We start from the raw sequence: 12,563 nt of genomic DNA on the forward strand, positions 1-12,563 counted from the left end.
CCGGAGCGGCGGGACGCGCCACCACGGGGCGCTCCGACGGCAGACGGCCGGGCTCCACGTCACCCATGTCCACGCGGCCGCGGAAGCTGGCGCCGTCCACGATGATGACGCGCGGTGCGTGGATGTCACCCACCATGCGTCCTTCGCGGGTCAGCTCCACGCTCTCGGTGGCGTTGATGTTGCCCACCACCACGCCGCTGACGATGGCGTTGCGCACCGCCACGTTGGCCTTCACCACGCCCGACGGCTCCACGATGAGGGTTCGGCTGAGCGTCAGCTCGCCCTCGACGCGGCCCCGGACGGTGAGGTCCTCATCGCCCGTCAACCGACCGCTGATGAGGATGGAAGGCCCCACCACGGTGTTGTTGACGTCGTTGTTACCGCTCAACTCCTTCGGGGTGGCCACGAATCAGCGCTCCTTCATGTCCATGTCGACGTTGCCCTTGAAGGAGGCACCATCGGCGATGAGGATGCGGGGCGCCTTGATGTCGCCCACGACACGGCAGTCCGTCTTCAGCTCGACCTTGTCGCTGGCGACGATGTTGCCCGTCACCCGGCCGGCGATCTCCACGTTCTGCGTTTCGATGTCCGCCTCGACGACGCCACTGCCCTCGACGTAGAGGCTCTCCTTGAGGGAGATCTTCCCCTTCACGGTGCCCTGGATGACCAGGTCCTCGTCTCCGGAAATCTCTCCGTCGATGACGATGCTCGAACCAATGACCGTATTCGCCATGAGTGTTGTCCGCCCTCTAGAAAGGTGTGTGCCGCGCCGTCAGCGCCGCGGCGTGAGCTTCAGATGTCGTCTGGCAGCCGGACGTCCATCTCGATGGAGCCGTTGAACACGGCGCCATCCTCGATGACGATGCGAGGCGCCTTGATGTCGCCGGCCACCTTGGCCGAAGCGTTGATGGCCACGCGAGTCGAGGCGTCGATGTTGCCGCTCGCCTCGCCGTTGATGGTCAACTCCTCGGCGCGGATGTCCGCCTGCACCTTGCCGGTGCTCTCGATGGTGAGGTGGTTCTTCAGGGCAATCTGCCCCTCCACCCGTCCCTCGATGACAAGGTCCCCACCGCCCGTGAGGTTCCCCTTGATGACGATGCCCTTACCGATGATGCCCGTTTCACCCGTTGCCATGCGGTGACCTCACCCAGAGCCCGCTCCTTCCGAGGAGCCGAGCGCTTTGATTATGTCAGAGATGCGCGGAGATCCAGCCGGAGATATCCCGGAACACCTCGGCGCGCCCCACCTCGTTGAGCGGCTCGTGCCTCATGCCGGGGTACTCCTTGAACTTCTTGTCCGCCGAGCCCGCCGTCTCGAAGAACACCCGCGCCGCCGCCGGCGCCGCCACCCCGTCCTCGGCTCCGCAGAGCACGAACAGCGGGACTTGAATCTTCGGCGCCAACAGCATCGCCTCCGCCTGGGCCTTCGTGGATTCGATGAACCAGCGAGGCGTGGCGATGGACAGGTAGAGCGGGTCCTCCCGGGTGGCGCGCTGCACCTCCGGGTCCTTGGTGAGGGCTTCGATCTTCAGTCCGGAGGCCAGGCCCAGCCACGGCACCAGCGAGCCCACCGCGCGCGCCGCCATCACCTTCACGGCGGGCGGGGTCAACGCCAGCTTGAAGTACGGGCCCGACATGACCAGCCCGGACAGGCCCTCCACCTTGCGGCCACCGGCCCAGTGCGCCGCCATCAGCCCGCCATGGCTGTGGCCGAGCGCGAACGTCTTCTTGCCACCGGCCGCGCCGCGCACCCGCTCCCAGAAGACCTCCAGGTCGTCCACGAAGTACTGCCACTTCTCGCTGTAGGCGCGGCGGCCCTCCGCGCGGCCATGGCCCCGGTAGTCGAAGCCGTGCACCGCGAAGCCGTCCGCCAGCAGCGCGTCCGTCACGTACTGATAGCGGCCGAAGTGGTCGCCATAGCCGTGCACCACCGCGACATGCGCTCGCGGTTCGGCGTCGGGAAGATGCGTCTTCCAGAAGAGCCGCGTCCCATCCCGGCCAGTGAAATAGCCCTCGTCGTGGCGAGCCATAGGCCCAGCAACTTAGCGGCCCGCCGCACCCATGGATAGCGCCTTGAGCTTGCGCTCCAGCACCTCCCGCTGCCCCGGGGGCTCGGCGGACTCGGGGTCCAACGACAGCACCTCCAGCGCCCGGCGCCACGCACCCGCCGCATCCGCGCTCCGAGCCGCGCGCTGGTAGGCATCCCCCAGGTGCTCGAGGATGACCGGCTCGTCGGGCGACAGCGACGACGCGCGCTCCAGCGCCTCCACGGCGCGCGGGTAGTCCCCCCGCCGGAAGTACACCCAGCCCAGGGAATCCAGGAAGGCGCCGGTGTCTGGGCGCAGCTCCAGCGCGCGGAGCACCAGCCGCTCCGCCTCGTCCAGGTCCCGGCCCGTCTGCGCCAGCAGGTAGCCCAGGAAGTTGAGGGCCGCGGCATGGTCCGGCTCCACCTCCAGCACGGCCCGCATGCGCGCCTGCGCGCCTGCCACGTCCCCCTGGCGTTCGAAGGCGGCGCCCTGCACGTACAGCAGGGCCTGGTCCTTCGGTGCGCGCGCCACGGCCTCGCGCAAAAGGGACAGGGCCTCCGCGCCCCGGTTCTGGCGCTGCAGCGTTCCGGCGAGCGCGTCGTAGAGCGAGGCGGAAGGCCCCTGTGCCAGCCCTTCCTTCAGCACGGACTCGGCTCGCGCGGGCGCCCCTCCCCGCTCCAGCGCGCGGGCGTACTGCGCGCGAATCTCCAGGTCCGACGGGGCTTGCTGAAGCGCGGCGCGCAGCAGCGCGAGGGCCCGGGGATGCTGCCCCGCGAGCGACAGGCACCGGGCACGGCGCACGCGGGCATCCGCGAAGACGTCCGCGCTCTCGGGCACTCCCGCGAAGGCCTCCGCGGCGTCGGCGAAGCGCCGCATCCGCTCGTGCACCAGCCCCGCGTAATAGGCGAGCCGGGGCTCATCACCACTGGCCGCGCGGGCGGACTCCAGCACCTCCGCGGCGGCGGTGTGCTCACGCTCGGCCAGGTAGCTGAAGGCCACCCGCACCGCGGTCTCCGGCTCTCCGGAGAGGGACAGGAGCCGGTCGAAGTACGCCCGGGCCCGCACCACGGAGCCCGCCTTCAGCGCCGAGCGGCCCGCGGCCAGCAGCACCTCCTGGCTGTCCGGCTCGTGCTCCAGGGCCCGGGCCAGCGTCTCCTCGGAGCGCGCGGGCCGCCCCGTCTCCTCGTACAGCTTCGCCAGCGTGCCCAGCACCTCCACGTCACCGGGGTCCCTGGAGGCGGCCTCCGTCAGCAGCCGCTCGGCCCGGTGGGTGTCTCCGCGCTCGGCCAGGGCCAGCCCCAGGCGCCGGTATCCAGAGGCCTCGCCCGGCAATGCTCGCGCGAGGGACTCCACCACCTTCACCGCCTCGGCGGGGGAGTCCGACTCCAGGTAGAGCTGCGCGAGGACGAGGTAGGCCTCGGGCTCGCGAGGCTTGAGCGACATGGCCCGGCGCAGGTGCAGGCGGGCGCGGGTGAAGCGGCCCGACTCCAGCAGCACGCGCCCGAGCAGGACGTGGGCCGGGTAGTACGCGGGAGCACGCTCCACGGCGCGGCGCAGCTCCCTCTCCGCCTTGTCCAGGTCTCCGAGCCGGGCGTACTCCTCCGCCAGGCGGGTGAGCAGCAGCGGGTGTCCGTCATCCGTGGCCAGGGCCAGGCGCAGCGCGTCCACCGAGCCGCGGTGGTCCCCCGCATGGTGCAACAGCCGCGAGCGCAGGTAGTGGGAGTAGCTGGCCGACGAGGAGAAGGCCCCCTCATCCGTGGCCGCCGCGTCCATGGCCTCTCGCATCGCCTCCCGGTCCACGCGCGGTCGGCGGGACGGGGGCGCCGCCGCGAGGGCACCAGGCCCCCACAGGGCGGCGAGCAGGACGACGGCGAGGAGGCGAGAGGGGCTCACGCAAGACGAAGTCTAGCGCGGCCCCGACCGCCGTGCAGGTGCCTCAGCCCTCCGCGGGAGGTGGGGCCCCCAGCTTCTCCAGCAGCTTCTCCACCGGGTCGCTGTCCTGGCTCACGTCCGCCACCGCCGAGCGGTACTCGGTGTCCGTCGCCTTCTCCACATCCGGCATCAGCCGGCCGATGACGGTGCGAGCGGCCTCCGCGTTGCACTCGGGAAGGACGACGACGAAGACGCCCCCGCCCAGGTGGGAGATGGCATCCGGGTGACGCACCCGCTTGCGCATGACGTCCGCGATGTTGCCGGGAACGGGTTCCACCGGACGTTCCGGCCGCAGCACCGCCAGGCTCAGGGCCCGGTGGTAGCGACGGCTTCGCGCCAGCTCCTGCTCCAGTCGCAGCAACAGGCCTCGCCGGTCATGCAGCCCCGTCGTCGGGTCGCTCCCGGTGCGACGCTGCAGCGGCGACCCCGAGCGCTCCTGCTGCTCGCGCTCGCCCTGCCGCAGCTTGAGCGCGCGGTCCGTGCGGTTGAGCAACTCCACCGCGTTGAACGGCTTGCTCATGTAGTCCACCGCGCCCAGGTTGAGCGCGCGGACCTTCTCCGCGACCCCCTGGTGCGCGGACAGCAGGATGACGGGGATGTGCGCCGTGTCGGACGACGACTTCAGCGCCATGGCCGCATCCAGCCCGTCCAGCTTGGGCAGGAAGACGTCCATCACCACCAGGTCCGGCCGCTGCGCGCGCGCCCGGGCCAGGCCCTCCGCTCCATCTCTCGCCACCTCCACGCGGTACTTCGAGCGCAGCACCTCCGACAACACGGCGGCGATCTCCGGCTCGTCCTCCACCACGAGGACGCGCGGCTGCTCGTGCACGCTGGTCGCCGCGACGGGCGGACGCGGATTGCGCGGCGCCTCCTGCGCGAGCGGCAGGGTGAAGACGAACAGACAGCCATGCTCCGGCGGGCTCTCCGCCCAGATTTCTCCGCCGTGCAGCTCCACGAACTCCTTGCAGATGGCGAGCCCCAGCCCCGTGCCCTTGCCACCGTGGCGGTAGCGGTCGAACACCAGGTGCAGCTCGTCCTGCGGAATGCCGACGCCGTCGTCCTGCACGCACACCTTCGCCGCGTCACCGTCGGGACGTCCCAGGCGCCGGGTGGACACGACGACTTCGCCCGCGTCCCGCGCATGGTGGATGGCGTTGGTGATGAGGTTCTGCAGCACCTCGTGCAGCTTCACCTCGTCGCCGATGAGCATCAGGCTGTCGGGGCAGTCCGCCCGCAGCGACACGCCGCGCTCGGCGGCGAGAATCTCCAGCTCGTTGACGGCGTCGCGGCACAGCTGCGCCACGTCCAATACGCGAGGCTCGATGGACAGCCGCGCCGCCTCGCCCTTGCCCTTCTCCAGCAGCGATTCGACGAGGCCGAGGATCTTCTTGCCCTGGCGAATCATCGCCTCGGCGGACTGCTTCTGCTGGGACTCCAGCGGACCTTCGAGCAGCAGCCGGCCGTGCCCCAGCAGCACCTGGAGCGGGGCGCGCAGGTCATGGCTCACCACCGCGATGATCTCATCCTTGAGGCGGTTGAGTTCCTTGAGCCGGCGGTTGGCCTCGAGCAGCTCGTGGTAGCGCTCCACGTAGGCCATCTCCAGGTCTTCGCGCTTCTTCTTCACCGCGGTGTGCAGCCGCGCGTTGCGGATGGAGTTGGCCAGCACACCGGCCACGGCCTGGGTGAACTCCTGCTCGTCGCGACCGAAGGACGCGTCCATGCGAGAGACGCGCAGGAACAGCGCGCCCAGGAGGTCGTCCTGACAGATGAGCGGCTGCACGAGGATGGACTTCACGCCCAGCGGGACGAGGGACGTGCGCACCTCCGCCATGAGCGGATCTCGCTGCGCCTCCTCGATGAGCACCGGCTCTCGCGTCTCCAGCGCGCGGCGCAGCTCCGGATAGCGCGCCACTTCGATATCCAGTTGCACGAGGCTCGGGTCCTCCTGCGTGGCCACCACCCGGCCCGTGCGGGCATGGCTGCCCTCCACCAGCACCACCGAGCACCGGTCCGTCCCGGTGACACGCCCCACCTTGTCCACCGCGATGCGGAGGATCTCCTCCAGCTCCAGCGAGCTGGTGGCCGCCTGGGTGATTTCCAGCAGCATCCCCATGCGCAGGCGGACGCGCTCCTCGCGGTCCCTCAACCGGCCCGCCCGCAGCGCGGCCTCCAGGCGGGGCACCACCTCGTCCGCGCCGCGAATCCAGTCGTCCACGGCCAGGCGCTTGAAGGCCTCCGCGGACCGGCTGCGCCCCAGGTCCACCAGCACCGGCAACCGCTGAAGGCGCTCCACCCGACGCAGGGACTCCAGCAGCTCCGCCGCGCGCTTCGCCGTCACCGACAGCAGGACGACCTCCGGCTGCAGCGAATCCGCCACCTCCGCGAGCCCGCTCTCCCGTTCGGCCGACGCGCAGTGGTAGCCGCTCGCGGTCAGCCGCTCCATCAAGGCGTCGCCGGACTCCTTCCCGGCCACCACCAGCACGCGTCCCCGCTGATCCGCCTGCATCTCGACTCTCACAGTGAACCTCTCGCCAACCGGGCCCGGACCAGGACTCGATGGGGAGGCTGCAAAAACCCGTTGAGTGCGTAAGGGTTCATGGTTCGGATCCCGATCATGCCGCTGATCACGTCCGTGGGCCAGAGCGGCGCACATCCGGAGACGGCGGTAACTGTGAGTGGAGACGCGGAGGCGCCACGCCCATCGTGGCTTTCCCGCACGAACGTCGAAGGTGCTCCTCGCGGGCTCCCGCGCCGCGCCCACCGGGTGCTCCGAGTGGAATGGGCGCGCGGAACAGCGCCGGGCGAAGAACCTTCCCAGGTCCTTGACGCGCCAGCGCCGGTCGCCCGGTCGGGCGCCGTCCATTCAAGCATCCATCCGGCCCTCATCGCTTGCTCCCACCCGTTTCCGTATCACCCTGGCTTCGCGGATTTACCGGCCTCCACGTACGGAGTATCGGCGGCTATCACGTCACGGGCCTGTCAAGGGCCGCAATCGACGCCTGCCCCGGCCTGCGGAAGCGTTTCGGGAGGGGGGATGATGCCGGGAATGGTGCGAGCGAGGTAGAGTGCGGTGCCATGCTCCACCCTCCCGTGACTCGGCGTGCATGGCGCACCGCCCTCGTTCTCGTCTCCAGCCTGGCCACCGCTTGCGGCGATGATCCGCCGCCGCCCACGCCGGATCCCCCCCAGGTCGCCTTGACGGTCCTCGAGGGGAACTCCGCGGGGACGTCCCTCAAGCTCAGCGTCACCGTGTCCGGCTGCGAGAAGGTCGCCACGCTGAACATGTACGACCGCACCACCTTCCTCAAGGCGTTCCCCTATGGGAGCGGCGCCACCCCCGTGGAGCTGCTGGCGTCGGACATTCCCTACGCCAACCCGCTGGTCGGCATCGCCGCCAGCCTGTCGCTCACCGCGGAGGTGGTGTGCGACGACGGGCGGAAGAACACGTCCCTTCCCCAGCCCGCCACGTTCTTCCCGGTGGCGCGGGTGGTGGAGGATCCCCAGGGCGCCCAGGTCTACTCCACCCCGCTCGCCATCGACGGCACGGGCGCCGGGATGACCTTCCTGAGCTGCGCCAAGACGACCACGGGCGGCCTGGAGACGATGTACCGCCACAACTCCGCGGGCAGCGGCGCCTCCATCCTCCAGGTCCCAACCCTCTGCAACGCGTCCACGGTCATCACCCCGCGCCACGCCGTCACGCGCAAGCGCTGGGTCTGGACGCCGGGCTACGGCGCCTTCGCCGTCGGCGACGACTTCAAGATTTCGTCGCGCACGCCCATCGACCTCAAGGTCGAGGATTTGACCGTCATGCCCAACGGCGACGCCGTCATCCGCTCCGAGCCTGGGCCCATCTACCGCATCACCCACGACACCACGGACGGCCTGGGCATCGGCGTCACCCGGTGGAAGTACACGCGGGAGATTTCGGTCGGCGACCCCATTGGTGACCTCGTGGTGCGCAGCGACGGCCGGGTGCTCGCCGCCAGCCACATCGCCTACAGCGAGAACCGCTCGGACGTCATCGTCGAGGAGCTGGACGGCGGCACGGATTCCGCGGGCGGAACGCTGCAGGCCACGCGCATCATCCGTCAGCTCTTCACGTCCAACACCTCCACGCCGCTTCCGGTGGGCTCGTTCAGCCCGGATGGCAGCATCCTGTACCTGGGCTTCGCCCTGCCCGAGGACAAGTCGCAGGTCCTCGCGTGCGTCGCGACCCTGGATGGCTGCGAGGGCGCCGCGTCGAAGTGGGCCACGGGCGTGCTCACCGGTCAGGTGAAGCAGATCGCCACATACGCCAACGGCAACCGCGTGGCCGCCGCGACGACGCAGCGCGTGTGGCTGCTGGATGCGACCACGGGCGTCATCCGCAACCGGGAGAGCCGCTCGGTGGACGCCAACGGCGCGCTCCACGTGAAGTTCCTGCTCCCGGCGAACCCCTCTTCGGACCTGTTCTTCCTCAACGGGCCGGCCGCGCAGGGGCAGACGGTGACGTTGCCGGTGGAGCTGGTGGGCGTGGATCAATCTTCGGGCAGCGTGGCCGAAGGTCGCGAGCTCTTCCGCTACCAGGTGCCCGTCTCCATGGGCGCCGCCTTCGACGACACCGGCCGGCTCTGGATGCGCACCGGACTCAAGCTGCTCCAGCTCCAGCCCTCTTCGCAGTACCGCAGCGCCCGGCCGTAAGGACCTTCGGGAAGGGCGCGGCGCACACGCTCCGCCCTTCCCATCCGAGCACTCACGGGCGGACTCAGGGCCGCTCGGCGACCAGGAGGGCTTCGACGTTGCCGGCGGGCCCCGGCACGGGGGAGTCCATCAGTCCCCGCACGGTGAGGCCCTGCTCGCGCACGAAGGCCGTCACGGTGTCGATGGCATCCTGGCGCGCGGCGGCGTCTCTCACCACGCCGCCCTTGCCCACCCGGTCCGGCCCCACCTCGAACTGGGGCTTCACCAGCGCGGCCAGCAGGCCGCCTGGATCCAGGAAGCGCAGCACCGAGGGCAACACTTGGGTGAGCGAGATGAAGCTGACGTCGATGACGATGACGCCCACCTTCTCCGGCAGGTCCTCGTCCGTCAGGTAGCGCGCGTTGACGCGCTCACGCGAGCGCACCCGGTCATCCTTCCGGAGCTTCTCGTGGAGCTGGCCGTAGCCCACGTCGATGGCGTGGACCCGCACCGCGCCGTGCTGGAGCAGGCAGTCGGTGAAGCCTCCCGTGCTCGCGCCGATGTCGGCGGCCACCTTCCCGCGCACGTCGAGCCCGAAGCGGTCGATGGCCCCCTTCAGCTTCAACCCTCCGCGAGAGACATAGGGAAGCACCTCGCCCTTGAGGCGCAGCTCGGCCTCCACGGGGATGAGGGAACCGGGCTTGTCCACGCGCTGGTCATCCACCACCACCAGCCCGGCGAGGATGAGCGCCTGGGCCTTGGTGCGCGACTCGGCCAGGCCGCGCTCCACCACCAGCACGTCCACCCGCTCCTTGCGAGGCTTCACGGTTCGCTCCTCTCCAGCAGCGACAGGCCTGCCCGCCGAAGTCCCGCCGCGTCCAGCCCGAGCTCCGCGCGCTGCACCCGCGCGTCCCCGTGGGGCATGAAGGTGTCTGGCATGCCCAGCACCCGCACCCGCGCGTGGACACCGCGCTCCGCGTAGAGCTCCAGCACGGCGCTCCCCAGGCCCCCGCGCACCGTCCCCTCCTCCGCCACGACGACAGGTCCGTGGGAGGCGGCTTCCAGCAGCGCGGCCTCGTCCAGCGGCGACAGGGCCCGAGCGTCGAGCACGCTCCACCCAGGCTCATTCCGAGCGGCTTCCAGCGCCGCCAGGCCCAGCGGGCCCAGGGTCACCAGCGTCAGCTCCGGGCGCTCGGCGCGAACGAGCCAGCGCGCTCCCCGCACGGGCGCTTCTTCCACCCGCACTTCGGGAGGCAGCGCGGGCAGTGTGCCCCGAGGAAAGCGGAGGACGGAGGGCCGCGACGATTGGAGCGCGGTGGCGAGCATGGGCGCGAAGTCCTCGCCCACCACGGGCGCCCACAACGCGAGGCCCGGGAGCGGACGGAGCGAGGCCACGTCGTAGGTGCCCTGGTGCGTGGCGCCGTCCGCGCCCACCAGTCCCGCGCGGTCCACCGCGAAGACGACGGGCAGGCCCGGCAGGCACACGTCGTGGATGATCTGGTCATACGCGCGCTGCAGGAACGTGGAGTAGATGCAGCACACGGGGCGAGCCCCCGCGGCGGCGAGTCCCGCGCAGAAGGTGACGGCGTGCTGCTCGGCGATGCCCACGTCGTGTACGCGGTCCGGGAAGCGCGCCTTGAGGGCATTGAGCGCGGAGCCCTCCAACATCGCGGGCGTCACCGCCACGACGCTCGAGTCGCGCGCCATCGCCTCTTCCAGTGCCCACGCGAGCGCCTCGCTGTACGTGCGGTGGCCTCCGCGCGAGCGCACCAGCTTGCCGTCGCGCCACTCGTACGGGCCCATGGCGTGGCCCCGCGTCTGCGCGTCCGCCTCCGCGGGAGGGAACCCCTTGCCCTTGAGCGTCAGCGCATGCACGACCACGGGCCGGGACGAAGCACGGGCCTCGCGCAGCGCGTGCACCAGCGCGCCCAGGTCATGGCCATCCACGGGCCCCAGGTACGTGAAGCCCAGCCCCTGGAAGAAGTCGCGCGCGCCCCGGGTGCGCAGCAGCGAGGGAATCGCGCCCACGTTGGCGCTGATGGACATCTGGTTGTCGTTGAGCACGACGACGAGCGGCAGGTGACTGCCTCCCGCGTTGTTGAGGCCCTCGAAAGTCAGCCCTCCGGTCAGGCCCCCATCCCCGAGCACCGCCACCACGTGGCCCCGGTGGCCCAGCATCCTGCGGCCCTCCAGCAGCCCCAGCGCCGCCGACACCGCCGTGCAGGAGTGGCCCGCCAGCAGCGCGTCATGCGGACTCTCGCGAGGGTCCAGGAAGGGCGCCACGCCACCGGCCTGCCGCAGCGTGTGCATGCGCTCGCGCCGCCCGGTGAGCAGCTTGTGCGCGTACGTCTGGTGACCCACGTCGAAGAGAATCGCGTCGGTGGGCGAGTGAAAGACGCGATGGAGCGCGACGATGAGCTCCACGGCGCCCAGGGAGGCGCCCAGGTGGCCGCCCACCTTCCCGCAGATGGAGATGATGTCTTCCCGGAGCTCCTCGCACAGCTGGGGCAGGTCCGCTTCGGGAAGCGCCCGCACATCCGTCGGAGAGGCGATGCGTGCCAGCAACTGCTGCGCCATCAGGACTTCCGCTCCACCACGTAGCGCGCGAGCGCCGCCAGCGGTCCATCCTCGCCTTCGAGCGGACGCACCGCTTCCACCGCCAGGGCCACCTGCTCCTCGGCCATCCGCCGCGAGGCGTCCAGCCCCACCACGGCGGGGAACGTGTGGCGCCCCGCCTCCGCGTCGGCGCCCGCCGGCTTGCCGAGTTGCTCGCGCGTGGCCGTCACGTCCAGCACGTCGTCGGCGATCTGGAAGGCCAGGCCCACCGCGTCACCGTAGAGCTGCGCGCGGACCAGCGACTCCGCGTCTCCACCGCCCGCCAGCGCGCCCATGCGACACGCCGCGCGGATGAGGGCCCCCGTCTTCAGCCGGTGCATCCGCACCAGGTAGTCCAGGACGGCGGGACGGTCCTCCGCGGTGTCCAGCACCTGTCCACCCACCATGCCCGAAGCGCCCGAGGCCACCGCCAGCTCCCGGCACAGCGCGCCCCGCACGGGCTCCGGCCCGTCGCCGAGCAACACGAAGGCCTCCGTCAAGAGCGCGTCGCCCGCGAGGATGGCCATCGCCTCGCCGTAAACCTTGTGGTTGGTGGGCCGGCCGCGGCGAAAGTCGTCGTCATCCATCGCCGGCAGGTCGTCATGCACCAGCGAGTACGTGTGGACGTACTCCAGCGCGCAGGCCGCGTCACCGGACACGGGAGACACCAGGGAAGCGCGCGCCACCGTGTCCGCGAAGGTGAGGCACAGCACGGGCCGCAGCCGCTTGCCCCCCGCGAGCAGCGAGTAGCGCATGGCCTCCACCAGCCGGGGAGGCGCACCAGAGGAAGCGAGCCGGTCCGCGCGCTCGAGCAACAGCGATTCCACCCGCGCCTGCTGGGTGCGCAGGAAGGTGTCCAGGTCGAAGTGGGCCAAGCGTCGGTGCTCCTTGCGCTGCTGGAATACTAGGGAGCCGGTGGAGTCACCAGCTCCCGAATGCGCCGGACGAGCTTCTCCGTATCCAGGGGCTTGACGAAGTAGTCCGCGGCGCCGACCTCGCGACCTCGCCGCTTGTCGTCGGAGTCTCCCCGCCCGCTGATGAAGATGATGGGGATGTCCCGGAAGTGCTCGTTCTTCTTCACCGCCTTGCACAGCTCGAAGCCGTCAATCCAGGACATGTTCACGTCCAGGAGGATGGCTTGCGGGCGGTGGAGCTGCAGCGAGGCGATGAGCCGCAGGCCGTTGGCCGCGAGTGTGACCTCGAAGCCCTCGTCCTCGAGGGCCGCCGCGAGCAATTCCCGCGTGTCGCGGTCATCGTCGACGATGGTGATCTTCGGCTTCGACATGCCGGTGTGCGCGTCCCGCACGAACTAGAACGGGACGTCATCCTCGGGGGGAGGTCGGGGGGC

At 70.6% G+C, this 12,563-nt stretch carries 10 protein-coding genes and 1 pseudogene; 1 reads left to right on the forward strand and 10 read right to left on the reverse strand.

What is annotated here, in order from left to right:
• The 6 genes and pseudogenes from bacP to HR086_RS38180 all read right to left on the reverse strand — a co-directional run.
• A pseudogene (gene bacP / locus HR086_RS38155) lies at nucleotides 1–406 on the reverse strand (bactofilin BacP); the annotation flags it as partial.
• Nucleotides 407–409: 3 nt separating this feature from the next.
• Nucleotides 410–733: a polymer-forming cytoskeletal protein gene (locus HR086_RS38160; RefSeq protein ID WP_002636698.1), complete on the reverse strand. Its 324-nt coding sequence runs from the start codon at nucleotides 731–733 to the stop codon at nucleotides 410–412.
• Between the two features lie 59 nt (nucleotides 734–792).
• Nucleotides 793–1,134, reverse strand: coding sequence for a bactofilin BacN (bacN, locus tag HR086_RS38165; protein WP_141648417.1), 342 nt, complete (start codon nucleotides 1,132–1,134; stop codon nucleotides 793–795).
• Between the two features lie 55 nt (nucleotides 1,135–1,189).
• Nucleotides 1,190–2,029 (reverse strand): alpha/beta hydrolase, encoded by an 840-nt coding sequence (locus HR086_RS38170; RefSeq protein WP_141648418.1) that lies wholly within the window; start codon nucleotides 2,027–2,029, stop codon nucleotides 1,190–1,192.
• Between the two features lie 12 nt (nucleotides 2,030–2,041).
• Nucleotides 2,042–3,919 (reverse strand): tetratricopeptide repeat protein, encoded by a 1,878-nt coding sequence (locus HR086_RS38175; protein WP_174468089.1) that lies wholly within the window; start codon nucleotides 3,917–3,919, stop codon nucleotides 2,042–2,044.
• 43 nt (nucleotides 3,920–3,962) lie between these two features.
• Complete coding sequence (locus tag HR086_RS38180) at nucleotides 3,963–6,464, reverse strand: ATP-binding protein (RefSeq protein WP_141648420.1); 2,502 nt, start codon at nucleotides 6,462–6,464, stop codon at nucleotides 3,963–3,965.
• A gap of 569 nt (nucleotides 6,465–7,033) precedes the next feature.
• Between HR086_RS38180 and HR086_RS38185 the strand changes: the two genes are divergently transcribed.
• Nucleotides 7,034–8,641 (forward strand): hypothetical protein, encoded by a 1,608-nt coding sequence (locus tag HR086_RS38185; RefSeq protein ID WP_174468090.1) that lies wholly within the window; start codon nucleotides 7,034–7,036, stop codon nucleotides 8,639–8,641.
• A 64-nt stretch (nucleotides 8,642–8,705) separates the two neighbouring features.
• On the opposite strand, the gene HR086_RS38190 is transcribed toward HR086_RS38185, so the two are convergent.
• From HR086_RS38190 to HR086_RS38205, 4 genes are read right to left on the reverse strand one after another with little or no spacing between them, the layout of a single operon-like run.
• Complete coding sequence (locus tag HR086_RS38190; RefSeq protein ID WP_174468091.1) at nucleotides 8,706–9,446, reverse strand: TlyA family RNA methyltransferase; 741 nt, start codon at nucleotides 9,444–9,446, stop codon at nucleotides 8,706–8,708.
• A complete protein-coding gene (locus tag HR086_RS38195; RefSeq protein WP_174463445.1) occupies nucleotides 9,443–11,197 on the reverse strand; it encodes a 1-deoxy-D-xylulose-5-phosphate synthase in 1,755 nt (584 codons plus the stop codon). The genes HR086_RS38190 and HR086_RS38195 overlap by 4 nt, the downstream gene beginning before the upstream one ends.
• Nucleotides 11,197–12,090 (reverse strand): polyprenyl synthetase family protein, encoded by an 894-nt coding sequence (locus tag HR086_RS38200; protein WP_174468092.1) that lies wholly within the window; start codon nucleotides 12,088–12,090, stop codon nucleotides 11,197–11,199. Before HR086_RS38200 ends, HR086_RS38195 begins: the two co-directional genes overlap by 1 nt.
• 29 nt (nucleotides 12,091–12,119) lie before the next feature.
• Nucleotides 12,120–12,500 (reverse strand): PleD family two-component system response regulator, encoded by a 381-nt coding sequence (locus tag HR086_RS38205; RefSeq protein WP_141648425.1) that lies wholly within the window; start codon nucleotides 12,498–12,500, stop codon nucleotides 12,120–12,122.
• Nucleotides 12,501–12,563: the final 63 nt, after the last annotated feature.

Source organism: Myxococcus sp. CA039A (assembly GCF_013336645.1).
GTDB lineage: Bacteria > Myxococcota > Myxococcia > Myxococcales > Myxococcaceae > Myxococcus > Myxococcus llanfairpwllgwyngyllgogerychwyrndrobwllllantysiliogogogochensis.